Raw genomic sequence first — 26,156 nt, forward strand, 5'->3', positions numbered from 1 at the left:
ACTATTTGCCTGTGCTGATATTATCTATCGCAAAAACGGCATAATACCTAGCAATCATTCTGGTGGCGGTCAGATCATGATCTTTATCATAGGCTCAATAATCGCTTTGGGTAATCTATTTCAGGCCAATCATTATCAGTGTACCAAGCGAGCCATTTTACATCCTGATGTGCAAAAGCTACTCACATGGAATGGTAAAAATAACCCGTATCCTATTCAACTGATTACACCAGAAGCTACGAGGGCATTTCGAGGTAAAAACTGGCAAGTGAATATCAGATGGATAGTGGCGATTGCGATTAACGTTGGTTTATTTGCTTGGGCGGTAGTGGCTTATAATAGTTAGCTAGTAGTTCTAAAATAAAAACTCCCTATTCACATATCATATGAATAAGGAGTTTTTTGATTCACACTTTCGTTTTTAACTCAATACCATTTTTAAAAATTAGGTTAGAAAAAAACGAATTTATGACGACGAATCGTCTATTTTGAGTTTGGTAAGTTTAAAAGTGATGAGTATAACCAACGGTATAAGTACGTCCTAAACCTTTGTAATCAAACGCTGATTCAGGTGCATAGCTACCATAATATATTTGCGCTTGCTGTCCCCAAACGGTGGTGTAGTCGTTGTCGAGTATGTTTTGTACGCCCAGACTAAACTCGCCTGAAGGTAAGAAGTATGTGTAATCAAGATCAACGGTGGTATAGCCATCAAGCTCTTGAGTTGAGTCACTGCTTGAATCGTAACCTGAGACATCACTCATCATATTGGCTTGTAATTTAAGCGCTTGGTTTTCATCTTCCCAACGTGTCCACAAGCCGTATTTGGCGGGGCTGGTATCAGTCACGACAGTGTCTTTATAGTCGCCATTGACCTGCGTCTCGCTTTTAACCCAATGCGCCAGTGCACCGATGCTCACATTGTCATTAATCGCATAGTCGCCCTTTGCTTCAATGCCATACACACGTTTCTTATTATCACTTTGAGTGATCAATAGGGTGCTGCGGTCATAGTCGATACTGCCATCTGATAGGCTATAGTAACCAGTCAGCTGACCTGTCAAGTTATTGTGATTGAACGAAGTGCCTAACTCGTAGCTATCGGTTTTGATGCCATCAAGCTCGGTACCTGAAACGTTGGAGCCATTAATAAGCTCATAATAATTTGCTGCATTTTTTGTATAGATGCCTTGACCATAAAACTTAGCAGGATCAGGTAACTCAAAGCCTTGCGAGAAGTTCGCAAAATAGCGTAGGTTGCTGTTAGGTTTATAATTAAGCCCCAAGTTGAATAAGCTAACATTATAGTCCGTGCTACCGCCAGGGATTGCGTCACCACCAGTGGCATTGCCTAAGGCAATATCAGTCTGTACGGCGTCAGAGACAAAATCATCGATTTTATTGTTTAGATGTTGATAGCGCATACCAGCTGTCGCGCTTAGCTTATTGGTTAGCTCATAATCACCTTGAATGAAACCAGCAACAGAATTTACTTCAGTGCCAGGGTAGCGTCCAACAGTGGCAAACTCATCATTGACCAGACCACCAGTAGCAATACTCGTACTCGGATTAAATATCATCTTATTACTATCAAGTTTGTCTTGATAGCCGTCGATACCATAGGTTAACTTGAGTTTATCAGTCCAATCTTTGCTCAATGCGACACGTGCTGAAGTCACATCAGTTGACTGCTCTGAAGCGGCGAAATAGGTGCCATAGATGAATGGAATGAAATTCAGCTCTTCGGTACGATGTGATAGCTGAGCATATACTTCATGACCGAATAAGTCAGTATTGTGGTAATTGGCATTGTACTGCTGACGTTCCGTACTGGCTTGTCGATCACTCTCAAAACCATCACTAATCTCGGCACCGAATGGATAAGTGGTTAGATCATACTGAATACCGTAATCCGTATCTTGCTCACTCTTATAGTACTGTGCTGACAAGTCTAAAGTTTGCTGGTCATCAATCTGTAGTTGTGTGCTGGCTAAGATATCAATGGTCTCATTGTCCTGCAACGAACCCTGAGTGGTATCGGGAACGAGCATCTGACCGCTGCCGTCGAAGAAAGAACCAGTTTGTTCGTAGGTAACGGCTAGCTTGCTTTTGATGTTTTCTGTACCACCACCAATTGAGGCGTGACCTTTATAAGAGATGTCGTCCTCATCTTGAAAGCCGGAAGTTGCTTGTATAGAGGTGGTGACTTGTGGCTCACCAGATTGTGCTTTTTTGGTCTTAATATTGATAATACCACCGGTGGCACCGCCACCATACACCGCTGATGCGCCAGACAGTACTTCGATACTTTCGATATTTTCCATACTGATCGAATCTAAATAGCGACTGATGGCCCGCGATGAGTTCAGCGATACACCATCAATCATCACCTGCATGTCACGTCCACGCAAGTTCTGACCTGCACTCGTGCGACCACCGCTACCCAAATCGAGAGAGGGTACTTCTTGAGCGATAAAGTCGCCTAAACGCTTACCAGTACGGGCAGCTTCATCGACTTTATATTCATCGATATACCAGACAGTCGCTGGAATATCAGAGATTGCTTTTGGTGTTTGGTTGGCAACGACGACGATAGGGTCAAGCGTGACACTTGGCTGAGCATTTGGATCAGTATTAATAGTAGTATCAGCAAATGCTGGACTGAGATGTAATAGCGTACCAGCTGCTAAGTACAAAGGCGCTTTTTTTGCCATCTGTAACTGAGTTAAAATGGCACTATACAAGCGAGAGTGAGGTAATGAAATAGCTGAGAGGGTGCGCTTAGACATAATACAACCGTATTGTAAATGATAATTGTTATCGATGATAATACCTTTATCATTTAATCATGTCTATAGGTTGTTCTTTGGTAAACAAAGCTGACTAGGTGTATCCATAAAGCCTGTTCAATTAAAGACGCACAAAAATAAAAAAACTGCCAAACACTTTTTTAGTAGTGGGCAGTTTTTATTTGTTTATAGCAGAACAAGCCAATACTCAGGGCGCGTCGAGCTAAAAGGCACCGCTGAGTCCGACAAACAAGCTCGTTGATTTATCGTCATCACCTTGTGAGTGGGTGATGCCAGCATTGGCATTTAACAGACCAAAGCTTCTAGATAGCCCGAGAGTCATACCGAGGCTGTCATCGTCAGTGTCTACCATCGGTGTGCTAAAGCTAACATTCGATAAGGTGTTTAACCGCGCGGTAACGACATCACGATTGTCGCTCAGCTGTTTTTGGTAATGAACATCGCCAAATACGTTCATACTTTTCATTAAGTTATGATTGGCTTTGACTCCAAGCTTGCCATAGGTTGTCGTATACTTTTGTTCATCGAACTGCATGGCGATGCCAGAGCTTTCCTGTTCTTCAAGTTTACCAATCTTTACACGATTAGCGGTTGCACCAAGATAAGGAGTGATAGCCACGCTGCTGATTTGCATTGGGTAGCCCGCCTGTACATTGGCATAAAACCGTTTACCATCAGCATTTGATTTAAATTCTTGCTGATAGCTGCCGAGCGTGACAGCGCGTGTGACATCCACATCCATATTACCAAAACCAACGGCACCATTAATCTGTATGCCACCAAAATTGTCTAGCGTATTGCTGTGATAAACACCCAAGCCGACTTCATCCAGTTCAATATTGCTTAAGCCAGTAGAAACACCTGAGTTTTCAAATTGATTTTGAGTAATATTACCATATATGCCTGTGACTGCATTTGCTGAATTGGGATGAGCAAAATCGACACCTAGTAATACCTGTGCATTACCGTCGTCTTCAAACCCTGCAATGTCTTGGTTTTCAATTTCACCGACTGCCCATAACGTACGGGCAGGTTTTTGCTCGCTGCTTTGGATTTGATTGACGTGTGATTGCACACGCTCATTGGTTGCCAGTCCTGTGGTGGTCGCGATATGTGGCAATACACCGATTAAGCTAGGCGCTGTGACGACCGCATTGGCATAATCAGCAATCAGTTGGTGGGCACTGCCTGTCGGATGGATGCCATCAGCGAAAAAATAGGTTTCATTGGCGTCCGGAATAGCTAAGTCGCTTGATCCACAGGTTAGCGAGCTGTCTGTACTACAAGCTGCTGTTGTAATATTAGTAAAACCAAAGGCCGTAGGATTGGCAGCGACTTCTTGTAGTAAGCTAAAGGTGTCCAATGGTATAATATTTGCGCCTGTATTTTGAGCGCCGATATACATGGACTGGTTATATAGGTTGGTGATATAAGTACTTTGCGCTTGTGCCGCTGCACCTTGTTCGATGGCTCTAGGTGTGAGGCCGACATCAGGAATATTGGGTACTAAAATGTAGTTTGCACCATTATTTTTTAGGGCGCCAATCGTCTGGACCTGACTGTTTACTGCTGATGTAATGATAGTTTCGGCATTATCTGGATCTTCTGCGGCGGCAAGTAAGTCATTTGCACCCGCCCAGACCACATACAGCCCATTAGAGTCTATTTGATTACTGGCAATGTAGTTATTAGCTTGGGTATTGGCCGAAGCTACTGGAATACCGAAAGCCGTGACGTCTTCGCCCGCTCTCGCACCGCCAATAGCATAATTATTACCCGTTTGGCTACCATCATAAGTATTGGCGACAGCGGTTGTTCCTAGTTGCTCAGCGAATGAGGTCGCCCATGTGTTGTCAGGGTTGGTGGTAAATTGTCCTGATTCTTCAAGCCCAAAAGTATCTTGGGTCAGAGGCGCAAAGTAGCCACCATCCGTTAAGCTGTCACCAAAAAATGTCACGCTGCTATAGTCGCTGGCATGAGCAAATCCTGTTGTGCAAAGTGTGATTGCCAGCATGCTCTTAGTAAGGGTTTTGAGAATAGAGGGATTAACAATAGTACGAGTTGTATGATAAGACATATCGACTTCCTTGTCGTAAATATGGCGGGATTATAACTCGATTGTAACGATTTTTTAAAAACCTGGCAATCTATTTGACTGTATAGTCCTAAGTTAGGTCATGAGCTTTCTTTAACTTTGGAGTAAGTGTGATACTGATCTATTAAGCCTATATTTGCTGCCAGATTGATGTTGGACTATCATGGTCTCACACTTATGTTAGTTATCGATATCGCAAGTAGCCGCTTCATCGATAATGATTTATGATGAGTCGATATTATGGATTATTTATATAAAAGCAAATCATGATTTTTATTAGCAATACCATCAGTCTTAATGACCATGAAGTAGAGATTAGCGCCATACGTGCACAAGGTGCTGGCGGGCAAAATGTCAACAAAGTTTCTTCTGCCATTCATTTGCGTTTTGACATTCATGCTTCAAGTCTTAGTAACTCACAAAAAGAGCGTTTGCTGACCAATAATGATAACCGTATTAGTAAAGAGGGCGTATTTGTGCTGAAAGCGCAGCAGTTCCGCACACAAGAAAGAAATAGGGCAGATGCTATCGAGCGCTTGCAACAATTTATCATACAAGCCACTTATATCAGCAAAAATCGTAAACCTACCAAACCGAGCAGAAATGCTAAACGTAAACGTATGGACAAAAAAACGCAGCGGGGTAAAACCAAGGCGCTGCGAGGTAAAGTAGACTTTTAGCACGTTATAAATACTGCTATTTTGAGTCGATCACATATCTAAAATTGTCTGAATAAGAAACAATAGCTCTATAGATGCCGAACAAGTATCTAATAACGCTAATCTAAATAAAAAGGCCGTTCTGAATGACCAATGATAACCCGTATAACTTTTTACCTTTACAGCCTACTGGTAGGAATGAAACTAATACTGCTAATACTTATGCACCTGAAGACATGATTAAAATATATGAGCAGCAGTGTCTAACACAAGTGCCCGAAGATAAGCTGACTGAGTTTTTACCAGCACTAAAAAGTTTCTACGACATTGATGATAACACGTTAGATATCAGCGCCATTATTTTTGATGCAATCTCCGATGCTTGTATCATTTATAACCATAAAATCAAAACAGGCGACTATCAAATACTAGGTGAGCTGATAGAAGAGGTTATTGAATATGATGAAGAGGCTACAGATAAAGAAGGTGCTGAAAATAAAGATATTCAAGCCTATACATTAGAGTGCCAGCGTAATTTTCTCATTAATGATATAAAAATGGCTTATCATTTTAATCTATTTATTTATGGTGATGGATATTCTACTCTGACCAAACAAGAGACTCTACTAGAAAAAATGTATTGGTTCGTCAGAGGAAGGTTCGAAGAGCATTTATTAGACGATTCTGAAGAAAATGAGAGCTTAGAGTCTATCAATAAGCAACTAGCTGACCTCGGCATTCAAGCGATGGATCTAACCACGATAGAACAGATAATAAACTATGTAGAAGACAATATCATAGATGATGCAATGGTAGACACATTTAACAAGCTATTGGATGATGCGGAGTAATATACCCATTTTGTGTAGAGTCGATGTTAAATAGCATGGATATACGACAGGGTGATGGGTATAGACTTTTCTTATTTATTGATGTTTTAAAATCTTTGTAAACTGTCTAATAGAGAGGTTTTAAAAAGCTCTCCATGAGATTGAACATAGAATTGATAGCGACAGTTTTGCTGAAAGTCGTGACAGAGCTGCTCAGCAAAATCTTGTTTGTTTGGCGTATTGGGAGCCATCGCTGAATGATTTCGATGCTTCTCTATCTTGGACTGTTGCTCTGCTGCCTGACTAAAAGTCAGTCTGAGCCGTTTGTTTTCATAGATATCTGAACGCTGCGCTTCAGGTGAGCTTTGATATGCCTTCCAATATCTTAGCATTTCACCATCTTGCCACCATAGCGAAGGATCTGCACTGAAATACTGTTGGTAAGATTCTGGATGCTCTAACAAATTATACAATACGAACAAGCCACCATAAGAATGTCCCCAAAGTCCCTCTTGGTCAGGCTTTCCCTCCAGTTGCAGATATACCCATGGTTTGATTTTTTGTTCAATCAGTTGAGAGAAATTTTCAGCACCGCCATTTAATCGTTCTCTCCCTTTTTCTTGAAACACATTTCGTTGCTCTCTCTGAGCCAATAATGGTGGTGTGTAATCATATGCTCTGGCATCGACATCGAAGCGGTAAGGCGTTTGATAACCAATAAAAACCAAAGCAGGTGCATTGTTTTGCGGCGTAACATTTGATAATGAGAGCATGGTGTCTTTTGTTAAATCACCAATGGCGGCATTTCCATCGAGTATATAGAGCACTCTGGTAGAGTGGCTAACGGCATTATTAGTAGTCTGCTGATTTATATACTGCTTGGGAATAGCCAACCATACTCGATAATGACGAGGACTGGCATAAGATTTTATGGTAGTTGAACTACCTTCTCTAAAAGAGGATGATTTGGGTGCAGGTGCACTAAAGTCATGATATACAAAGTGATAGCCAGTGTCTTTGGCATGCAATAAACTCATATCTACAGGCGTGGTCAAGTCGGGTCGGGCATAACTTGGCGACATGACTGTTCCTATAGCTATAATTGTTATTATCGACAGATATCTCTTAAATACCGACATGATTTCCTTTTTTGAATATAGACTCATTTATCGTATTTTTATTGCTATTTCATCACGCATAAGAATGAGTGATTAATGAATATTGACAAAATGTTATAATTCAGTAAATATAATACAAATGATAATCATTATCAATATTGTATTTTTGATGTTATCAAATTTATCAAACTTTATATTATGAGAGCCCATTATGTCGTATTCAATGCAAGCAAATTTAGGCAAGAGTTTCTTATTATCTAAGCATTCTGTACTATCTATTGCCCTTTTATCTTTAGGGATTGCTGGTTGTCAAAATACAACGTTGTTATCGAGTAAAGATGCTATACCGCCGACGCACTCTGTGACTTCTACTATCATGCAAACAAAAAGCAACTATGCCGATATTCATTATTTAACTATTGATGGCCAAGATTATCCAGTTTCTGAAACTTCTGCTCGAATTGTTGTCAATAATGCGCAAAATGCACAAGAATTGATGGCAGATATTTTTGATGGAGAAGGAGATGTTGCAGTCCCAGGATACAAAGTTATGATAATCAATCGTACCAGCTCGGTGGCTGCTGAAGGGAGAAAACGTGACGATGGGAGTGTGATGGATAATAGAATGATTCACCGTGGTAGTAAATCTCTTGTGGGTATTCCTGTGGTAAATGGACAGGCAAAACTGGATCAGGCTCAATTGTTAAGCTTTGATATTATTTATGATGATGTGGCTAAAGACCTAGCAGCAGGAACAGTGGTAAAACCACGCGGTACGAAATTAACCAAACCTAATATTCCTGTCACCAATAAAAACGTAGTCATAAACTCATTAACGTTGCCAAATATTGTTAGCGGCGAGCACGCAGGTGGTGGTGTTGATTTTGAAGCCAGTGCAGTGGTAGATGGTAAGGTTATCAAGACGGGTGCCAACAGCGCTTTTAATATCTTTTATACTGTGACGTCGGATAAGGCTAGAGGGTTATAAGTATTTATGACATGGCGCTATTATTGAATGAGTAAAACTTCTACAAGCGAAATCTGTATAGATAAAGCTTCTACAAAAAAAATACTTATGAGCGACCACGGCTTAAGTGATAAACAGACTCACCATGTACTGCTAACCTTATTACTTGGCGGTACTGTGGTGAGTTTTAGTAATAGTGCCCTCAATCCTGCCATTCCTGTTTTTATGTCGGTGTTTGATGTCGATATTGTGATAGTGGGTTGGGTGCTAAACGCCTATGTGCTAGCCATGAGTGTGGGGCTGATGCTGAGTGGTTACTTGAATAAAAGATTGCCGTTCAAATCCGTTTATTTGGTAGCTATTGTCGGGTTTATGTTGGGGTCGGTGATTGGTATGCTAGCCACTAGCATGGGGTATGTAATTGCTGCTAGAACAGTACAGGGATTTAGCGGCGGCCTAATTATCCCTTTGTCTATCGGCATGCTTTATCAGATCTACCCGCAACAGCGACAGGGAAGAGTGATGGCATTGTGGGGCATTGTTATTATGATGTCATTGGCATTTGGCCCACTGATTGGCGCGTATTTGGTCGAGCAGTTTGCATGGTGGACTTTGTTTGCCATCACATTGCCATTGAGTGTGGCAGTGGTGATCATGGTTTGGCTGTTTTTGCCTAATATTCGCTCCCAAACGGCAAGTAGCTCCTTTGATAGCATTGGTTTTGTCAGCTTGCTGATTTGGCTACTGGCTATGATGTTATGGTTGAGCACGCTAGAAGTGAATTTTAGTTCTAGTATCGTCAGTATTTTATCACTGGTATTGGTATCGGCGATATTTTTACTGTCTGCAGTGGCTTGGTGGATATATGAGAGCCGTCACAGCCATCCATTGCTTAACGTCAGATTATTTAGTAATAAAATATACTTACATAGCAATATTATTAGTATTACCCAAACAGTAGGGCTGATGATATGTCTGTTGCTATTGCCAGTATTGATTCAAAACGTCATGGGCGAAAGTGCGTTATGGACAGGCGTTATTTTAATGGTGGCGACGCTAGTAGCGAGTATTACCACCCATTATGCAGGCAGTATGGTAGACAAACGTGGTGCTAGAGGTATTGGCATTTTTGGTATTCTTATTAGCGCCTTATCTACATTTATGCTGGCATGGTGCTTGTATCAGCCAACGCTTTGGGGGCTGATGTTTGTGATGAGTTTACGCGGTGTGGGTGTGGGATTGGCTTATTTGCCAACCACTACTGTGGGGTTTAGTAGCTTACCTAAAAATATGGTGACGGATGGTGCTGCACTAAACAATATTAGTCGGCGCATTGCCTCCACTATATTTATCGCTGTCATTACGCTTTATGTAGAGGGCCGCGGCGCTTCACTGTTGGCAGGCAGCCATGGCATGAGTAGTGCTATTCAAGAGGTGTTTGTACTGATCGCTGTGATATTATTGTGTAGCGTTTATTCCGCGCGTCAATTACCAAAAACGGCTTAAAGGCTAGGGGGTATATTCACTTCAAAAATGAAGATAAAGACGATAAAAATTGTTGTCAAACGAGAAAAATTCGATCGCTAAAAAATAAAACAGGTACAGTTTTAGGCTCGTCCAGTCTACTATAGTCAAAGAACTCTAAAAGGAGTACAAAGTAACCGACCGCAGATTGTACATTTAGTACGTCTAAAGAGGGTAACGCCGTAGCCGTTTAGCCGTTCACTGACTATATTTGTAGTACTGTTGCTTGCCTTCCTTGTACCTGAATATTTTAAACCAGCTATAATGATGCTTAACTTACTTTTACTCTAAGTGATGGACTTTCTGTAAGCCATACACAGGGGTCTCGATACCTTCCATTCTGGCTTTAAGCTGTAATGACAAATATTGAGAATAATGTCGAGATTGGTGCAAGTTTCCACCATGGAACCATAATGCCTCTTGCTGAGTTGGTTTCCACATGTTTCTTAGTTCGCCTTCCCAAGGGCCTGGGTCTTTAGCTGTACCTGAGCCCATTCCCCAACACTTACCAACTTTATCGGCTACGTCCTGAGAAATTATTTTTGCAGCCCAACCATTCATAGAGCCGAAGCCAGTAGCATATACAATCAAATCAGCTTCTAATTCTGTGCCATCCGTTAGTACCACCGAGTTAGGTTTGATGTGGTCAATACTTACTTTGGATTTGAGCTTTATCTTGCCATCCGCGACAAGTTCAGAAGCACCAACATCAATATAGTAACCAGAACCTCGACGTAAATATTTCATAAAGAGACCTGTGTGATCTTCACCAAAATCGAGCATGAAACCAGCATCGGTGAGTTTTTTATAAAAATCCGCATCTAAGTTTGCCACTTTACGATAAACAGGCTCATGGAATTGCGGCATAATTTTAAAAGGAATAGAACCAAAAGTCAGATCTGCTTTATAGGTAGTGATGCCATTTTCAACAGCCTCTTCTGAATACAAGCCACCCAATACTTCATCCATCAATGTATTTGATTTAATGATATGCGTGGACGAGCGTTGTATCATAGTGACATCTGCACCATTTTCCCAAAGGGCTGCACAAATATCATGCGCTGAGTTGTTTGCACCCAGCACAATACATTTTTTATCTCGATAAGCTTCACCGCCTGGATGTTGGCTAGAATGATGTTGCTCTCCAGCAAAATCTTGCATACCAGGAATCTCTGGAATGTTCGGTAATCCTGACATACCAGTCGCTAACACTAACTGTTTAGGGTGCAATGTTAAACGTTCACCGGCTCTATCAACCTCTACATTCCATTGCTGTAACTTTTCATCAAAAGACGCACTGAGACACTCAGTTGATCCCCAGTAGTTTAACTCCATAATCTTAGTATACATCTCTAGCCAGTCACCAACCTTGTCTTTTGGCGTAAATACTGGCCAGTTGTCAGGAAAAGGAAGATACGGCATGTGGTCATACCATACGGGGTCATGCAAACATAATGACTTATAACGGTTACGCCATGTGTCACCTGGTCTTGGTTGTTTATCAATGACAATAGTGGGAACTTCAAGTTGCCGTAGGCGAGCGCCTAGACCTATACCACCTTGTCCGCCACCAATCACTAAACAATAAGGTTGGTCGCTATAACCAAGGTTTTTCTCTTCAAGATCTCGTTTTTCTTGCCACGTTAAACGATCAGGATTGACGCCATGCTCAGCACCTTTTGAACGTAGTTTTTTACGCTTTTCAGGGAAGTCTTTGAGCTCAATCATGGTGGTTAATAGTGTCCAAGCTTTGCCGTTACGTAAACGTAAATGTCCATAGCCTTTTGATACTTTGGTTTTAAAGCTTATCCACGCTTCTATAACGCCATCTTGCTCTACTGCGTCTCCATCAAGCTGCCAGTCATATGGCTCAGTCGTTTCTAGGGTATATGAGAGCATGTCTTTAATTTCATTTTGCCCTTCTAGCGTTTTTATATTCCAGGTAAAAGAAACCAAATCACGCCAGTAACCTTCCGTTTCAAAATATCCAGCGGCTTTATCAATATCTTTTGTATATAAGGCTTGATCAAAATCTTGCAGCCAATTAATGACTTGTTGACTTGCAGATAAGCCATTATCTGATTTTTGAGTAGTCATAAAATTCCTCTCCATGGTTATGTTTTTTACTCTATTGCTGAACTCCATGTGCAGCAATTAAAAACTCACTAAATATCAAATAATATGCCTTCCGAAGTAAATCGGAATATAAAATATTGATATAAATGAATTTTTATTAAAAGATAAATCAGCATACTTAAGAAAAAGTATGGTCTTTGCGACACCGAGATCCTTTAAAAGAAAGAGGGTCCGTAAAAACTATATCTGTTATAAACATACGTTGTCAAATATAGTATATATAGCGTAAAAGAAATCTAAAAGGAGTACAAAGTAACCGACCGCAGATTGTACATTTAGTACGTCTAAAGAGGGTAACGCGCTAGCTCACTGACTATAGTTACTTTTTAATATTTTAATCGTCAAGATATCAAGCCGTATTTTTACTCAGTTTTGATTGGAGTGCTTTTGAGAAGATACAAGAAAGTACTATTGGTTAGTCATATACAGATTGATGACTGTATTGAAAAGAGAAGGTGTTTTATTAGGGCGTGTCCTCATTTTTATCACTATTTTAAAAGTAAGAAAACAACCTAAAAGTAACTGAATTTTATAAGTCGATTTCTATCCATTCGACCGTGGTGTCTTGTAATAAATGCTCTTGCATCAAAGCAAGATTATGATCGATCAATACCTGATAAATAGATTGTAGAGGCTCTAGCAATGAAGAGGTAGTGGCCGCATTTATTTGCTCGGTTACTTTGTGAGGTTGATTGTAAGGTGGAATGATGGGACTTGAGGTCAGCACTATTTTAGGTAGTAACACGCTTACTTTACCAGTGCATTGCTTTGCATAGTGATTGATCATCCTAAGTCCAGATAAATCTACATCAAAACTTAATAAAACTTCGCAGGCAGTTGGTAGCTTTGGGAGTATGCTTGAAAGCCAAGCAAGATTATTTCCATGACCTCGATAGACCAAAAGCGCACTTTTCCAGTTAGCAGGAAGTCTATCCTGCCATTGCCACCAATGCGTCATTAATTGACCATTTTCAATGATTATCACTTTTTCAAATCGAGTAATATCTAAAAACTCTGGAAGCACTGAAGGCAATACACCTATTGATGTTGAGGGCATATCATAATGCTCAAGATTGTTCTGGGCGGTATGTGAGACAGATTCATTACTAATAGGTTTTAATAATGGAACTGAGCAATCCATACCAACGATAAGTACTTGCTGGGCAAAAACCTTCGCTTGGCTCCATTTTTCATCAGTACGATATTGAGCAACCTCTAGTCGATTAGAGGTAGGAGTTAGCTGAGTCAGCTGAATTTTATCATCTGAAATATTTTGTTTATCGATAATCGTTGCAATATAAGCAAAGTCCGTTTGGCTGTAGGTAATGATGTTATTGGCAGTGAGTGCTCCAAACCCTTGCTCTGCTAACCTTAACAGTGTTTTGTTGGCTTTGCGTCTTTTCGGGCGTTCTACTAATAGCTTTTCAACCACTTTTTGTTCTTGTAGGGTGAGAGCAATCATTATATCAGCTCACTTTCAAAGGCTGAGGGACTTTCCACATCCGCATGGCTGATGATAATATCACTTACGATATGGTTGCCTGAGTAATGCGGTATTGAGTGTTCCTCAAAACTCAAGTCAAGCTTTGGTAAAAAGACGCTTTGATGAGTATAAAAATGGTTTGTTAGGCCCAGTAGCCAGTCTTCTAAAGTAATTTCTACATCATCAATACTTATACTATTTCTGCCATCAAAAAATGTATGCCATGCTTGAGTACCAGACAACGTTGATAATCCATTTTCTGTGGTTAAGGCTTCAAAGAACTGCTCAATAGCTTGATAGAATGGCGATATAATCACCATTTGAGTTTCTAGTTGACTGACATCATCAATGGCTATTTTATTGTTTTTATCAGCAGGGGTGACATTATCTTGACTGGACAGAGGTTTTAACTGATTGGCAATTTGTTCTCCGAATCCGGAGATGAATGCATCATGGATAGGGTCGTCTAAACTAGGATAAGTAGTGAGAGTCAATGCCTCGGCAATATTAAAGCAAGGCTCACCGTGCATGATCAGGCTTATGTCAGGCGTAAAAGTAGGATTCTTAGTAAAATGCTGATACCACTCATCAACGACCTCATTTAATGTTTGCATGCGTCTGTCTTGTTGCAACTGCATCAAGTTATGACGAAGCTGATGACCTGCTTGAATAAGTTCTGATATGGACTGGTCCAGTTTAGATTTTAGCAATCGCAACAATAGTGGTTGCAAAAAATCATCGTTTCTAGCCAATGTGCTAAGCTTTTCAATACTCAAGTGCCGAAAGACGATGTTTAAATTATCAATGGTTCTCAAGGCATTCTCGTTCTCGCTAATACGAATATCAAGATCGGCAATGATGTTAAGAACATTATGCACTTGATAAGAGAAGTGTAAGGTTGCCTGTGATAGCTCATCAATGATTTGCACCACCCATTCTTTGATATCACTTTCAAAATAGTCAATATCACTACTATCACGACGTTTCAGAGTATGATAAGTTTCAATTTTACTTTCAAGCTCTTCAACCAGCCCTGCCAGCGTTTGGCTAGAGGCACGAAGGCGGCTTGTTTGGGTGGTATGCTGAATATAGCGAGTAACTGCGCCTGATAGCTGAAACCCATGTAGCTCATCAATCATAAAGCCAAGTTTGTTTTTTGCTAAAGTTGCGATGGCTTTTTCATTGATGGGAATGTCGTCAATGGTGCCACTCTGTTCAATACTGGCGTATGTTGCGACGTCGATATGAGCCAGTAAAGCTCTGGTGGCTTTCTTGCTATCGATCGATGGCAAGTACGCCTGCTCACTTTGAAAGGCGTTATTATGAGTGTAATCAGAATTTGTTGTGCGTTTATGAGAGGGGTTAGAATTTGCCATGCTGACTCTCGATCTCGCTATTATTAATTGCTAGGTCTGTAGCGGTTTCTTCATCAGACGCTGCAGAGCGTAAGTCAAAATTATTTTGATAGGTATCTTGGTGACGGCTGTACTCTGCTTCATGATTGTGTAGATTTTGATACTTACCAATATATTCTAGTTGATCATAGAGCAGGGACCACTTTGCAGTTGCTTTGTATAGTGCGCCAGTCGAGCTGACTGAGTGTAGGTAGCCTTCATTTTCAAGGTATTCAATGAGGCTGTTGAGCTGCTTTTTTGCCTCTTTAGTTTGGCGGCCAATTTTAGCAATGATATCAGCCAATTGTAGCTCTAACTGCTTTGAGGATTCAATGCTTGCTAGCAAGTCGGATAGTTTAATCATATCACCTGCTTGCAGAGGACGACTGCTATCTGTTGCACCGCGCACCAAACGCAACCACAACACAAGGGGATACAATAGTACGCTCATTTTATTGAATGACTGGCGAATGGCTTTATTGCTGTCTTTTTCATTGATATCAAGATAGCCCAGATATGCACCTTCTTGATCTGAAGTCATTAATACTTGACGATTAAGCTTTGATAAATAATTTTGTATACTGGCAAAATTGTCTTCCTCGCTAAGCCAATTCATCATAGCAGGTTCAGTAACTCTATCGATAATACGCCCTGATAATAAATGTAGAGTGATTTGACTAAAGGTTTGGCTCATTATTAGCCTCCATAGCAGGTGTAGACGAGTGTGGTAAGATGCTGCCGCTCTTTGCTCCTTGATGATGCACCAAGCGTTGGCTATTAGCTAGTAAAGGGTTACTTGCACTGCTCCGTTTGATCTCAAACTGTCGTACACCTTTTTTGAGATCCAATAAGTTTTTATTCACAAAAAAGCGATTCAGTGCTGGGCTAGCGTCAGGCTGTGCACAAAACAAAGTCACGTTATATTGCTTCATTAAATCAAAGAGTAGTACGGTGTTTTTACCTGATAATTTACCTATTTCATCGAGTGGCCAGTGTATCGTCACACCATCATCAGGGCAGAGATAGCGCGTCATTCCACAAAAAACAACAATGACAGCAAGCATCGACAAGCCTGTGCTACTGGCGTTTTGTAAATCATTATCAGTTTTGATAGGAACTTGGCGGCCATTTTCGGTGATTTGAATGGTCATCTCAACCAAGCTATCAAAAAAGCGAAAGAGGACTCCACCCGACATTAGGGTGGAGGTGAATTTCGCATCACTAGCTAACCTCGCTGGTTCTGAATATATTGTTTAATAATATCTAATGGCGCACCGCCACAAGAGCTTGCAAAGTAGGAGCGTGACCAAAGCACAGGTTTAGAATAAGCTGCTCTTAAATCAATAAAATCACCCCTCATTCGTCTACTGGTGACTGACTTCAAGTTATTAACCAGTTTGCTTAATTGCACTGTTGGTGGGTACTGGATAAGCATGTGAATATGATCCGCTTCACCGTTACATTCTTTTAACTCAGCATCAAAACTCTTGCACACCTCAGCAGCACACTCACTGAAATATTCATGATGTAGCTCACCTAAGACCTTTTTTCGGTACTTGGTAATAAAAACCAAATGAACGTGGAGGTTAAAGGCGGCATGACGGTTTTTGTATATCTCACTCATTGTAATAAAAACTCTTAAGTGCTAGTATTATAAGTATATTACTAAATGCACACTCATTAATAAAGAAGGCATTTATGAAAATCAACAAAGCGTATAAATTTAGGCTTGAGCCTAATACGGAGCAGGAGATTGTTTTAAATAATCTTGTCGGCTCTGCACGTTTTGTTTGGAATCAAATGCTAGCGATCTCATTTGAGATGTTTGCTAAAGATGAGTTTATCAATGCCACCAACCTTGTTAATAAAATCATGGGTCTAAAGAGCAACCCTGATTTTGCATTCTTAAAAAGCAGCTCAAACGCGGTGTCTTTACAACAAAAAGTACGTGATCTGGCATCGGCTTGGTCGCGTTTCTTTGATCCTAAAGTACATGCCAGATTAAAAGAAAATAAAAAGAAACCTCGCAAACCCAAGTTCTTTAAACTGGCTGACGGCACAGAAATCCAGCTACGGCCGTTGATGCCAAGATTTAAGCGCAAATCAGATGGGCGCGACTCAATTCGCTTGGTTCAGTTTGATAAATACTGCCGTGTTGAGGGCAACCGAGTAAAACTGCCTAATGGCATTGGCCTGGTGAAGTTTAGGAAGTCGCAAGACATTATTGGTACAATTAAAAATGTCACCATCGGCAAGAAATCGGGGCACTGGTACGTGTCGTTTGGCACAGAGCGCGAACTGGCTGAGAACCCTCGCCACTCCTCTAAAAGCGCCATTGGCTTAGATATGGGTATCAGCAAACTACTCACCACCTCAAACGGTCAGTACATCAAACCTAAGAACAGCTTTAAAGCCAATCAAGTAAAACTGGCTAAATTACAGCGTCAATTAAGCAGGAAGGTTCTGTTTAGCCAAAACTGGAAAAAGCAGAACAGCAAGATTCAAAAGCTACACCATCATATCGCTAACATTCGCCATGACTACTTGCATAAAATCACCACCAGCATCAGCAAAAACCACGCCATGATTGCTTGTGAGGATTTAAAAGTCGCCAATATGTCGAAATCAGCCAGTGGTACGGTGGAGAATAAAGGTCGTAATGTCAAAGCCAAGTCAGGATTGAATAAATCAATCTTAGATCAAGGTTGGGGCATGATGGTCAATATGCTTGAGTGCAAGCAGCAATGGCGCGGTGGGTTACTGATTAAAGTAAATCCACGATACACTAGCCAAACTTGCTCTAGGTGCCAGCATATCGCTAAGGAAAACAGACAAACTCAGTCTAAATTCGAGTGCGTCAAATGCAGGTATGTTGCGAACGCTGATTTTAATGCGGCTCGTAATATATTAGCGGCAGGACATGCCGTATTGTCTGCGGAGGGAGGATGCAGTAAAGGTCGCCCGTTGAAACAGAAAACAAGTGACCCTCGTGAGAAGGTCGCCTAAGAGCATTTGCTTTTAGAATCCCCCACTTGAGCTTTGCGAAAGTGGGGGGAGTATGTCAATGTTATATAAGATTACAAGTCGCTAAGTTAGAAACGCATACCACTGTCTTCCAAACACTGCAGCGGGTTTTTGTTCGATGCACAAGGCTGAATTTTGTTAAGTTCATCAAGCGATAAATATTCAAAATAGTTAGTCAGCGCCACACGGGCATCGGGGTCATTTATAAAATATCCATCATCATATATTTTATCTTTCCAACTTGGATTGACACGATACAAATAAGACTTATATTCTATATTCGCTAACGCCTCATCAGGGAGCTGATCAAAAGGGCCATCGTAGTAGTTGTTTTTATAAATATTATTGGCATCAACACCTACTAATATGGCAAATTTGTCCATAGGTAGGTAGACAAACTGAGTTCTAGCTCCTACTTTGAGCACCTTGCCAAAAGGGTAGTAAAATTCATCATCTCTGGATAAAGAATTAATATAATAGAAATTATTAGTAGTAGGGTGAAATGCCAAATAAAATGTGACCCCTGAATCATCCATCATGGGTAGGTTTACTTCAAAACCACGACCTTCAAGCATCTTTACAAAATCAGCATCCGGCTCTATCTGATTAATCTTAAGGTTTTTTCTGATATTTTTGAAGCTTAACTGATATAAGTTAGGTTGATAACTTTTCAAGCTAAATGTATCTGATGACTTATATAGTTTGTGATGCGTTTTAAACTCACCTCGCTCTTTTCCGGCTATATCATAAAAATATATAAAGGATAAGCTGCCTTGCTGTCTCAGCTTATGACCCACCAATATATTGCCTTTTATTAAGTTGCCCTGATGGTAAAAGTTAAAGTAATAATAGCCTTCTGAAGGATAAATAGTGAGGGTATCGTCAGTCTGTGATAATACGTATTCAAACACGTCATCTACATTATCTATATCAAGCTCAGTATCTTGATACAGGTCATCGATCATTTTCTCGTTGGTATTCAGGGCAGTGGCTTGAGTAGAATATAGAAAAATCAAACTCACCAGTAGGTAACAAAAGGTTTTCATGAATACTCTCCAAAATGTGGCTTAGTACATAAAAAATGACAGCTAAATACTTAACTGTCACCTTGGTCTACTCATAGATAGCATTGCTTAATTATTTTGTTAGTTTCATAGACTCAAGCTCAACGTTTTCATCGTTGATCCCTATTTTGGTAGTGATACAGTTATGTTTTTCTCTCGTTTTGCCAAATAAATGACCTGCGCTTTGCGCCAGTTCTTCTTCACCACTCGTAAACTCGCGTGCTTTAAAAATCTTGAATGACTTTTTGGACCAATGCGAATCAGACTTACCCCAGCGATGATCTAGCGATTTAGTTTCAGCCATCTCACTTTCCATAAAAGCGCCACAAACATCACCATAGCTTTTTTCGGTCATGTTGTTTTTTTCAGCAAACTCGGTTAAGGCTGCTTGAGAGGCATCTTTTTCCAACGGCGCGCTCACATTTGAGGACACCATATTTACCTTGCCCTTTTTCTTTTCTTTTTCAGTGGTGCTCCAATTATGCGTCCACGTCGAAATAGCACTGTTTTCCGTTAAAGTCATACCATTTTTGGCACCTGCCATATCATCAGCTGCATGGCTAAGCGCTGCTAGAGACATGCTCAGAGTCAGTATTGCGATTTGCTTATAAATAATCATAATCTACATCCTTGTGTAAAAGTATTTACTATCAATAAATCACTGTGAATAACTAAAGCTATCATCAAAATTTACGTTAGGTTTACCTTGATATCGGCTAACATAAACGACTCCCTACCTGAATCTCTTCAGTGTCTAGGTTGATTCTTAAAGTCTTCGACAGCTTCAAGAGCTTTGTCTTTTCTTCTTTGCCAAGGCCATCTAAATCCCTCTTCGTTATCCATTTCAACATCATTTGGATTATCAATGGCACTGGATTTATTATCTATTGGTATGTCGTCTTTTTTCTGCATGGCTAGTGGTGCAGTTTCATTGACACTCATTATTGAGCTTTCAGAAATAAGCAAATTTTGGGTATCAATCTCTGCGGCATAAGTGATGGTGGCAAATGGTAAAATACAGGTGCTGACTAAAATAGCTTTTGATAGTTTCATCGTGGTGGTCCTTTATAGTTAATGAACTAACAGCACTTTGGACGCTCAGGTGTCGCTACTTCTTTGTTCTTTTTCTGCCAGGGCCATCTAAATCCCTCTTCTTTATCCATCTCAACTTCGCTTACATCATTAATAGCTTGCGGTTTTTCGCCCATTTGGTCATTTTCATTGTACATTTTCATGGTTGATGGTGCGGTGTCATTGACACTCATCATTGAGGTTTCAGAGATGCTTAAGTTCTGGGTATCAACGTCTTCAGCATAAGCGATAGTAATTAACGGTAAAATACAGATGCTGGCGAGTACAGATTTTGCTAATTTCATAGTCATCGTCCTTTGTGGTTGTGAGCGCCAATACGTGAAATGAGAAATCTATATAACCAATTGGTTTGATTAGTATAACTAACCAATTTAATTAGTATAACTAGGTATAGCAGAAATACTCAGCGTTTTCCATGAATATATTTCTTATTATAAATATGAGCCTCTTATTCAAAATGCTATTTCAACTGTTTTTTTGTACTTATCAATAGCAGGATGAGACACACAATGTATTATAGTGGAGTGACTATACGGTTGGCTGTGTTTACGCCGCATCTGTTAGCATACACACAGCAAGCCTGTAATATTTATAGCAATAGCAAAGGGTGTATATGTGCACCGATTTTATTGCTCACCAATCATATATAGTCGAATCACTCTTAAAGTGTTACGGCGTTAGACTCGCTTAGCCTACTACCGTAGTACTTGCGCTCGTCTGCCTTGTATCATTTTTAACATTGATTGACTATAAGCGGCATCAATCAAAAGTATTTACCGAGCCTGCATTAATGATGTGGCCACCATTAAATTTTAACCATATTGAGCAAAAGGTTTTTAGCAGACACATCGTAGTGTTTGTCCGGCACAGTGACACTTGCTGTGGCTAGGTCGTCCACAAGCTCTTTACGGAGCGTATTGTAATCGACTTCTACAGCGTGGCGTTGTCCGCGTTCAAAATCATAATGCGGGTTATCTAACTCATGCTGAATGGTTTTGGCCATATTACTTGGGCGCTTGTACTTGCCCAAAATTTCTTGGCAGGCCACACGTGCCTGAAAGTCGGCCAATGGCCAAATACAGCCAATAGGCTGAAACAGCCCAATAAAGTATAAGTTGTCGTAATCGGCATGCATCATTTTTCGGTATAGTGGCACTTGTTCACTGTGCTGAAAATCAATCAATGATTTATCAAAGAAATCAAACACCGTCCAAAACCCAGTACAGCAGCAAACAATATCAAAATGTTCACGGGTGCCGTCTGTAAACTCAACCATGTTGCCATCAAAACGTTTAACGCCCGGTTTTGGCTTAACCTTACCATGACGCACATAATCAATTAAATCTGAATTCACAGTAGGGTGGTGGCTTAATACAGGCTTGGTATTACGAGGCAGCCCATAACTGGCATAGTCGCCCGAATATATTTTTAGGGTTTTGGTCAATAGTTTTTGACGCAAGTTTGACGGTATTTTCTCCATCGACTTTAACAGTATGTCGCTCGGTTGTCCCATCATAAATTTGGGCAAAAACCATTGCGGGCTACGCATAGATAAGTACACATCTTTACTCACGCGCGCGGATTCTATAGCAACGTCACAGCCCGAGTTACCTGCACCAATAATCAAGATTCGCTTATCACGCCACTCATCATCAACGCCTTTAAAGTCATGCGAGTGCATGAGCTTGCCGGTAAACTCGCCCTCGTATTTTGGGTATTTAGGCATCCAGTGATGACCGTTTGATACCATTAAATATTGATAGGTTTTTTGTTGTTTTTCGCCGTCGTTGTCTGTGTAGGCAACCAACCATTCACCGTCTGGCGTTCTGATGACTTTATCGATGGTGTGATTGAATTTGATTTGATCATAAACATCAAATGCTTTGCTGTAGTTTTCAAAGTATTGTTGCAGTTGGTCGTGACGAGGGTAGTCAGGGTAGCTGTCTGGCATGGGGTAGTCTTCGTATTCAGACAACCTTTTTGAGCTAATAATATGGGTGTTTTCATACACTGATGAGTGACCGGTTTTTGAATTAAAAACCCAATTGCCACCGACTTTGTCATTCTTCTCAAAAATGTCAAAATCTATATTATACTGTTTGCAGTTTTTTGCGGAGGTAATACCTGATGGGCCTGATATGAATCCTGGGCAGGCAAGATATATGTCATCATCACAACACGCTATAAGTGCAAAGGCTATCCGAGAGTTAGATTATGTGGTACCACCTATCGAGACCTGCATTCAAGATGCCTTGGACTGGTATCGAGATAACGGGTATAACATCTAAGCGTCGTTGACATACTCCCACCACTTTCGCAAAGCTCAAGTGGGGGATTCTAAAAGCAAATGCTCTTAGGCGACCTTCTCACGAGGGTCACTTGTTTTCTGTTTCAACGGGCGACCTTTACTGCATCCTCCCTCCGCAGACAATACGGCATGTCCTGCCGCTAATATATTACGAGCCGCATTAAAATCAGCGTTCGCAACATACCTGCATTTGACGCACTCGAATTTAGACTGAGTTTGTCTGTTTTCCTTAGCGATATGCTGGCACCTAGAGCAAGTTTGGCTAGTGTATCGTGGATTTACTTTAATCAGTAAGCCGCCGCGCCATTGCTGCGCCAAGACTTGACCACATGCGGGTACTTATCACCCCAAGTTTCATCAAAGTGCTCAAGGTTGGCCTCTGTTATCTCAAGCGTATCCGCACCGTAGATGGCCTTTAAATCAGCCGCTACTGCCTTCTTATCCGTCCATGGTACAAACTTTATCGAATAGCGCACCATGTGTAAGATACACGGCTGAACCTGTGCTTTGGGGTAGACAGTGTTGATGGCATCAGGGAAACCCTTTAAACCATCAATACAGGCAATGAGTATATCTTGCACACCAAGGTTTTGTAGCTCAGTGAGCACACCAAGTCAGAACTTAGCGCCCTCATTCTCTGATAGCCACATACCAAGCAGCTCTTTTTACCATCAAGAGCAACACCTAGTGCCAGGTAGATAGCTTTGTTGATGATCTGTTTGTCTTCGCGCATCTTAACGACGATGCAGTCCAAACAGACGATAGGATAAACACTACTCAGCGGCCGGTTCTGCCAAGCTGTGATGGTCGTCTAATATATTATCCGTAACTCTTGAAACCAAGCTACTTGAGATATCTACATCGTAGAGCTCTTTAATACTCTCTACAATCTTGGTGGTGGTTTGACCCTTAGTGTATGAGCAAGGATCAGCAAGTGTATGGGAGGCACTTGCCCTAAGCGCAAGATGGAAGGCTATGCCAGTAGTGGAATATGATTTTATCATCAAGGCCACTAATACGGGTTTGATGTTTGCTTACCTACGCAAGCATAGCTCTTGTCTTGCGCTCGGGCAAAGCAGTGCTTTGCTGTTTCCTCGCTCAGACTCAAAGCTGCCACCGCGGTCTCTTAGGGTGGATATCTCAAGATCACCTATGTCGCTACGGATGGTCTTTTTAGTGTGTCCGTTGCGCTTATGAGGCTTATCTGTTTTTCATGCTTAGGATAGCCAAGATGGTTTTCCATCTTAGCCTCTAAGGCAGTATCGATAAAGGATTGCATGAGCTGCTTCTGGAAGTCTTTGATGTCATAGAAGCTGTTCATACTGCTGGCCATTTGCTCAGCCAGTTTTTTAATGTCAGATTGAGTAGTCATTGCTTATTCTCCGGTTAGTGGATTATAAGCAGTTACACAAAGTTTGGGAAACTCCGGAATATTCTTAGGTTTTTTTATTTTCAACCACAGTGTGTGCCTGCATGGGTTTGATAGTTTGGACGTATCTTGTTAAGGTAGCCATCCCAAAAAATTGAGATTATTATATGGATCATGTGAAAGTTGGTCGGTTAGGCCCTTTTCCACGGGTAAGTAGACCTGTGTTTTTAACGTCAGCATTGTTAATTATTGCGTTTATCCTTTTCGGTGCTCTTTTCAATGAGCAAGCAGAGCTTGTCTTTAGTCAGGCAAAGGCTTTTGTGTCTCTGCGTTTTGGCTGGTTCTTTATTGTGGTCGTCAATTTAACGTTGGTGATGAGCATCTATATGATATTTAGCCGTTATGGCGATATCAGGTTGGGGCATCAAAACGAGAAGCCAGAATATAATTTGGTCTCTTGGATTGGGATGTTGTTTTCAGCTGGTATTGGTATTGGACTGATTTATTGGGGGACTGCCGAGCCGCTATATCACTTTATGGCTCCACCGTTGGGAGATGGAGAGACCATTGAAGCTGCTAAACTGGCGATGAATATCTCATTTTTGCATTACGGTTTTCACGTATGGGCACTGTATGGCATGGTCGCATTAGCACTGGCTTATTTTCATTATCGTGTAGGTTTGCCTTTGGCCATACGCTCGACACTATATCCTCTCGTGGGCAAAAAAATATATGGTCCTATGGGGCATACTGTTGATATCTTAGCAGTGTTTGGTACGATGTTTGGTGTCGTGACAACGCTTGGCTTAGGGGTGTTACAGATCAATTCAGGTCTGAATGCTTTATTCGATGTTCCTATTAATACGACTACTCAGATTGTTCTCATTGTATTTATTACTTTGCTTGCAGCTGGCTCTTTATTTCTGGGGTTAGACAAAGGTATCAAGCGTCTAAGTAATATGAACATCTTGTTTACTGCGGTGCTGTTGAGCTTTGTTATTATTTTAGGCCCAACACAGTTTATTTTGAATAGTTTTGTCGAAAATATTGGCAATTACTTGCATCAAGTTATTCCGCTAGGTCTATGGACAGAATCGTATAAAGGCGAAGAAAACTGGCAGTCGTCATGGACGATATTTTATTGGGCATGGTGGATCAGCTGGTCACCTTTTGTCGGTGTGTTTGTCGCTCGTATTTCTCGTGGTCGTACCATTCGCGAGTTTATATTAGGGGTGCTTTTAATTCCTATTACGATCTTATTTCTATGGTTTACAGCTTTTGGTGGTTCATCGGTACACATGGAGTTGATGGCCGCTGCTGATCCTAGTATCGCCAGTCCTGGACTCGTCGAAGCGGTTAAGGCCGATACAGGTAGTGCAATATTTAAGCTGATGGAGTCTTTTCCTTTCACCGCTGCTATGAATGCTCTCATTGTCGTGATGATTGTATTGTGGTTCGTGACGTCGTCAGATTCGGCCAGTTTTGTGATTGATATGTTGACATCGGGTGGTGATACCAATCCGCCAAAAATTCAACGCCTATTTTGGGCGGGTACAGAAGGGGTTATTGCCGCGGTATTGTTAGCAGCAGGAGGCTTGCAGGCCTTGCAAGCGGCTTCTATTGTTTCAGGTTTTCCTTTTGCTATTGTCATCGTTATTATGATGTATTCGTTATTGCGTGGCCTGAGTCGAGATCGTTTGATACTATATCGAAATCAGCAATGGTTCGTCACCGAAGAGTCAGCAGAGCACAATTCGGCCAATGAGTTCCGTGATGAGGAGCTGCTGACAGGTCCTCCTGACTTGGAAACCTCTGATAATTAGTTGAGTGTATAAAATAATGTGATACTCAAAAGCCCTCACTTAATCACAAGTGAGGGCTTTTTTTAATACAGGTTATTTATACAAGATTATGAGCATTGCCCTTTAATATAGCCTAATGCTGCAGTTGTGCCACATGCTGAGCAGGAATTTCCAGCTGTACGATAGTTGAGCCCTGTATCAGTTTTTATCGTGACACAGACAGGGTCGTATTGTGCGGTACACATTGTTTGTTCAGGATTATAGGGCGGACATTTTGTAAAAATATTGTCGCTAGGTATTGAATGGTTGTGTTCAGTGCTATGAATAGGGTGCGTAGGCGTATCGGACGGACCTATGCCTTGGATGTTACTACAGCCAGTCAACGCGATGGTTGCAGATAAACTTAATAGTAATAAGCGTGATCGCCATGATTTTAATAAATAGTTCATAGTAATACGTCCTTATAAAAGATGAGTTCCGA

Annotated in this window: 23 protein-coding genes and 2 pseudogenes; 8 read left to right on the forward strand and 17 right to left on the reverse strand. The window is 41.0% G+C overall.

The window, feature by feature from the left end:
• On the forward strand, positions 1–346 hold a 346-nt coding region (locus ACT3QP_RS07870), incomplete at its 5' end, for a hypothetical protein (protein ID WP_444525075.1).
• A 157-nt stretch (positions 347–503) separates the two neighbouring features.
• Here the strand turns inward: ACT3QP_RS07870 and ACT3QP_RS07875 are convergent.
• Positions 504–2,789, reverse strand: a complete 2,286-nt coding sequence (locus ACT3QP_RS07875) for a TonB-dependent receptor (protein ID WP_192529679.1) — start codon at positions 2,787–2,789, stop codon at positions 504–506.
• A gap of 223 nt (positions 2,790–3,012) precedes the next feature.
• Positions 3,013–4,887: an autotransporter domain-containing protein gene (locus tag ACT3QP_RS07880; RefSeq protein WP_444525076.1), complete on the reverse strand. Its 1,875-nt coding sequence runs from the start codon at positions 4,885–4,887 to the stop codon at positions 3,013–3,015.
• A gap of 284 nt (positions 4,888–5,171) precedes the next feature.
• On the opposite strand from ACT3QP_RS07880, the gene arfB reads away from it, so the two are divergent.
• Together arfB and ACT3QP_RS07890 are read left to right on the forward strand one after the other, a co-directional pair.
• Entirely contained in the window at positions 5,172–5,585 is a 414-nt protein-coding gene (arfB, locus tag ACT3QP_RS07885) for an alternative ribosome rescue aminoacyl-tRNA hydrolase ArfB (RefSeq protein WP_192520205.1), read from the forward strand.
• A gap of 125 nt (positions 5,586–5,710) precedes the next feature.
• Positions 5,711–6,415 (forward strand): hypothetical protein, encoded by a 705-nt coding sequence (locus tag ACT3QP_RS07890; RefSeq protein ID WP_192520204.1) that lies wholly within the window; start codon positions 5,711–5,713, stop codon positions 6,413–6,415.
• Positions 6,416–6,501: 86 nt separating this feature from the next.
• Here ACT3QP_RS07890 and ACT3QP_RS07895 read toward each other — a convergent pair whose 3' ends face one another.
• Positions 6,502–7,476 carry an alpha/beta hydrolase gene (locus tag ACT3QP_RS07895; RefSeq protein ID WP_444525077.1) on the reverse strand — a complete coding sequence of 325 codons (975 nt, stop codon included), beginning with the start codon at positions 7,474–7,476 and terminating at the stop codon, positions 6,502–6,504.
• A gap of 247 nt (positions 7,477–7,723) precedes the next feature.
• On the opposite strand from ACT3QP_RS07895, the gene ACT3QP_RS07900 reads away from it, so the two are divergent.
• Positions 7,724–8,500 (forward strand): hypothetical protein, encoded by a 777-nt coding sequence (locus ACT3QP_RS07900; RefSeq protein ID WP_192992018.1) that lies wholly within the window; start codon positions 7,724–7,726, stop codon positions 8,498–8,500.
• Between the two features lie 27 nt (positions 8,501–8,527).
• Positions 8,528–9,985, forward strand: coding sequence for a DHA2 family efflux MFS transporter permease subunit (locus ACT3QP_RS07905; RefSeq protein WP_444525078.1), 1,458 nt, complete (start codon positions 8,528–8,530; stop codon positions 9,983–9,985).
• Between the two features lie 300 nt (positions 9,986–10,285).
• Here ACT3QP_RS07905 and ACT3QP_RS07910 read toward each other — a convergent pair whose 3' ends face one another.
• From ACT3QP_RS07910 to tnpA, 6 genes are all read right to left on the reverse strand, one after another.
• Positions 10,286–12,100 carry a flavin-containing monooxygenase gene (locus ACT3QP_RS07910; protein WP_444525079.1) on the reverse strand — a complete coding sequence of 605 codons (1,815 nt, stop codon included), beginning with the start codon at positions 12,098–12,100 and terminating at the stop codon, positions 10,286–10,288.
• 568 nt (positions 12,101–12,668) lie between these two features.
• On the reverse strand, positions 12,669–13,601 hold the full coding sequence (locus ACT3QP_RS07915; protein WP_444525080.1) for a DUF7281 domain-containing protein: 933 nt from the start codon (positions 13,599–13,601) through the stop codon (positions 12,669–12,671).
• Positions 13,601–14,998, reverse strand: a complete 1,398-nt coding sequence (locus ACT3QP_RS07920; protein WP_444525081.1) for a hypothetical protein — start codon at positions 14,996–14,998, stop codon at positions 13,601–13,603. The genes ACT3QP_RS07915 and ACT3QP_RS07920 overlap by 1 nt, the downstream gene beginning before the upstream one ends.
• Complete coding sequence (locus tag ACT3QP_RS07925; protein ID WP_444525082.1) at positions 14,985–15,710, reverse strand: hypothetical protein; 726 nt, start codon at positions 15,708–15,710, stop codon at positions 14,985–14,987. Before ACT3QP_RS07925 ends, ACT3QP_RS07920 begins: the two co-directional genes overlap by 14 nt.
• Positions 15,694–16,212 (reverse strand): ATP-binding protein, encoded by a 519-nt coding sequence (locus ACT3QP_RS07930; protein WP_444525083.1) that lies wholly within the window; start codon positions 16,210–16,212, stop codon positions 15,694–15,696. Before ACT3QP_RS07930 ends, ACT3QP_RS07925 begins: the two co-directional genes overlap by 17 nt.
• Positions 16,213–16,241: 29 nt before the next feature.
• A complete protein-coding gene (tnpA, locus tag ACT3QP_RS07935) occupies positions 16,242–16,640 on the reverse strand; it encodes an IS200/IS605 family transposase (RefSeq protein ID WP_444525084.1) in 399 nt (132 codons plus the stop codon).
• Positions 16,641–16,714: 74 nt separating this feature from the next.
• Here tnpA and ACT3QP_RS07940 point away from each other — a divergent pair, with 74 nt between their 5' ends.
• Entirely contained in the window at positions 16,715–18,022 is a 1,308-nt protein-coding gene (locus tag ACT3QP_RS07940; RefSeq protein WP_444525085.1) for an RNA-guided endonuclease InsQ/TnpB family protein, read from the forward strand.
• Positions 18,023–18,108: 86 nt separating this feature from the next.
• Here ACT3QP_RS07940 and ACT3QP_RS07945 read toward each other — a convergent pair whose 3' ends face one another.
• The 5 genes from ACT3QP_RS07945 to ACT3QP_RS07965 form a co-directional block, all read right to left on the reverse strand.
• Positions 18,109–19,086: a hypothetical protein gene (locus tag ACT3QP_RS07945; RefSeq protein ID WP_444525086.1), complete on the reverse strand. Its 978-nt coding sequence runs from the start codon at positions 19,084–19,086 to the stop codon at positions 18,109–18,111.
• Positions 19,087–19,177: 91 nt separating this feature from the next.
• Positions 19,178–19,723: a hypothetical protein gene (locus tag ACT3QP_RS07950; protein ID WP_444525087.1), complete on the reverse strand. Its 546-nt coding sequence runs from the start codon at positions 19,721–19,723 to the stop codon at positions 19,178–19,180.
• 128 nt (positions 19,724–19,851) lie between these two features.
• A complete protein-coding gene (locus tag ACT3QP_RS07955; RefSeq protein ID WP_442062548.1) occupies positions 19,852–20,157 on the reverse strand; it encodes a hypothetical protein in 306 nt (101 codons plus the stop codon).
• Between the two features lie 26 nt (positions 20,158–20,183).
• Complete coding sequence (locus ACT3QP_RS07960) at positions 20,184–20,480, reverse strand: hypothetical protein (RefSeq protein ID WP_442062550.1); 297 nt, start codon at positions 20,478–20,480, stop codon at positions 20,184–20,186.
• Positions 20,481–21,001: 521 nt separating this feature from the next.
• On the reverse strand, positions 21,002–22,396 hold the full coding sequence (locus ACT3QP_RS07965; RefSeq protein WP_444525100.1) for a flavin-containing monooxygenase: 1,395 nt from the start codon (positions 22,394–22,396) through the stop codon (positions 21,002–21,004).
• Here ACT3QP_RS07965 and ACT3QP_RS07970 point away from each other — a divergent pair.
• Complete coding sequence (locus ACT3QP_RS07970) at positions 22,359–22,484, forward strand: hypothetical protein (protein WP_444525088.1); 126 nt, start codon at positions 22,359–22,361, stop codon at positions 22,482–22,484. The two genes, ACT3QP_RS07965 and ACT3QP_RS07970, sit on opposite strands and share 38 nt — an antisense overlap.
• A gap of 65 nt (positions 22,485–22,549) precedes the next feature.
• Here the strand turns inward: ACT3QP_RS07970 and ACT3QP_RS07975 are convergent.
• Together ACT3QP_RS07975 and ACT3QP_RS07980 are read right to left on the reverse strand one after the other, a co-directional pair.
• A pseudogene (locus ACT3QP_RS07975) lies at positions 22,550–22,816 on the reverse strand (zinc ribbon domain-containing protein); the annotation flags it as partial.
• A pseudogene (locus ACT3QP_RS07980) lies at positions 22,804–23,876 on the reverse strand (IS256 family transposase); the annotation flags it as partial. The pseudogenes ACT3QP_RS07980 and ACT3QP_RS07975, both read right to left, overlap by 13 nt.
• Before the next feature lie 164 nt (positions 23,877–24,040).
• Here ACT3QP_RS07980 and ACT3QP_RS07985 point away from each other — a divergent pair.
• Positions 24,041–25,696, forward strand: coding sequence for a BCCT family transporter (locus ACT3QP_RS07985; RefSeq protein WP_444525089.1), 1,656 nt, complete (start codon positions 24,041–24,043; stop codon positions 25,694–25,696).
• An 86-nt stretch (positions 25,697–25,782) separates the two neighbouring features.
• Here ACT3QP_RS07985 and ACT3QP_RS07990 read toward each other — a convergent pair whose 3' ends face one another.
• Positions 25,783–26,124 carry a hypothetical protein gene (locus ACT3QP_RS07990; RefSeq protein ID WP_444525090.1) on the reverse strand — a complete coding sequence of 114 codons (342 nt, stop codon included), beginning with the start codon at positions 26,122–26,124 and terminating at the stop codon, positions 25,783–25,785.
• Positions 26,125–26,156: the final 32 nt, after the last annotated feature.

The organism is Psychrobacter sp. AOP7-B1-24, from assembly GCF_052376215.1.
Classification (GTDB): domain Bacteria; phylum Pseudomonadota; class Gammaproteobacteria; order Pseudomonadales; family Moraxellaceae; genus Psychrobacter.

What these genes read in the sequence shown, in the direction of transcription:
- ACT3QP_RS07950 (WP_444525087.1), bottom strand. Translation starts at nt 19,723, where the DNA reads ATGATTATTTATAAGCAAATCGCAATACTGACTCTGAGCATGTCTCTA.
- ACT3QP_RS07880 (WP_444525076.1), bottom strand. Translation starts at nt 4,887, where the DNA reads ATGTCTTATCATACAACTCGTACTATTGTTAATCCCTCTATTCTCAAA.
- ACT3QP_RS07940 (WP_444525085.1), top strand. Translation starts at nt 16,715, where the DNA reads ATGAAAATCAACAAAGCGTATAAATTTAGGCTTGAGCCTAATACGGAG.
- ACT3QP_RS07895 (WP_444525077.1), bottom strand. Translation starts at nt 7,476, where the DNA reads ATGTCGCCAAGTTATGCCCGACCCGACTTGACCACGCCTGTAGATATG.
- ACT3QP_RS07875 (WP_192529679.1), bottom strand. Translation starts at nt 2,789, where the DNA reads ATGTCTAAGCGCACCCTCTCAGCTATTTCATTACCTCACTCTCGCTTG.
- ACT3QP_RS07915 (WP_444525080.1), bottom strand. Translation starts at nt 13,601, where the DNA reads ATGATTGCTCTCACCCTACAAGAACAAAAAGTGGTTGAAAAGCTATTA.
- ACT3QP_RS07985 (WP_444525089.1), top strand. Translation starts at nt 24,041, where the DNA reads ATGGATCATGTGAAAGTTGGTCGGTTAGGCCCTTTTCCACGGGTAAGT.
- ACT3QP_RS07890 (WP_192520204.1), top strand. Translation starts at nt 5,711, where the DNA reads ATGACCAATGATAACCCGTATAACTTTTTACCTTTACAGCCTACTGGT.
- ACT3QP_RS07925 (WP_444525082.1), bottom strand. Translation starts at nt 15,710, where the DNA reads ATGAGCCAAACCTTTAGTCAAATCACTCTACATTTATTATCAGGGCGT.
- arfB (WP_192520205.1), top strand. Translation starts at nt 5,172, where the DNA reads ATGATTTTTATTAGCAATACCATCAGTCTTAATGACCATGAAGTAGAG.
- ACT3QP_RS07900 (WP_192992018.1), top strand. Translation starts at nt 7,724, where the DNA reads ATGTCGTATTCAATGCAAGCAAATTTAGGCAAGAGTTTCTTATTATCT.
- ACT3QP_RS07930 (WP_444525083.1), bottom strand. Translation starts at nt 16,212, where the DNA reads ATGTCGGGTGGAGTCCTCTTTCGCTTTTTTGATAGCTTGGTTGAGATG.
- ACT3QP_RS07920 (WP_444525081.1), bottom strand. Translation starts at nt 14,998, where the DNA reads ATGGCAAATTCTAACCCCTCTCATAAACGCACAACAAATTCTGATTAC.
- ACT3QP_RS07960 (WP_442062550.1), bottom strand. Translation starts at nt 20,480, where the DNA reads ATGAAATTAGCAAAATCTGTACTCGCCAGCATCTGTATTTTACCGTTA.
- ACT3QP_RS07905 (WP_444525078.1), top strand. Translation starts at nt 8,528, where the DNA reads ATGAGTAAAACTTCTACAAGCGAAATCTGTATAGATAAAGCTTCTACA.
- ACT3QP_RS07955 (WP_442062548.1), bottom strand. Translation starts at nt 20,157, where the DNA reads ATGAAACTATCAAAAGCTATTTTAGTCAGCACCTGTATTTTACCATTT.
- ACT3QP_RS07990 (WP_444525090.1), bottom strand. Translation starts at nt 26,124, where the DNA reads ATGAACTATTTATTAAAATCATGGCGATCACGCTTATTACTATTAAGT.
- ACT3QP_RS07970 (WP_444525088.1), top strand. Translation starts at nt 22,359, where the DNA reads ATGTCATCATCACAACACGCTATAAGTGCAAAGGCTATCCGAGAGTTA.
- ACT3QP_RS07910 (WP_444525079.1), bottom strand. Translation starts at nt 12,100, where the DNA reads ATGACTACTCAAAAATCAGATAATGGCTTATCTGCAAGTCAACAAGTC.
- tnpA (WP_444525084.1), bottom strand. Translation starts at nt 16,640, where the DNA reads ATGAGTGAGATATACAAAAACCGTCATGCCGCCTTTAACCTCCACGTT.
- ACT3QP_RS07945 (WP_444525086.1), bottom strand. Translation starts at nt 19,086, where the DNA reads ATGAAAACCTTTTGTTACCTACTGGTGAGTTTGATTTTTCTATATTCT.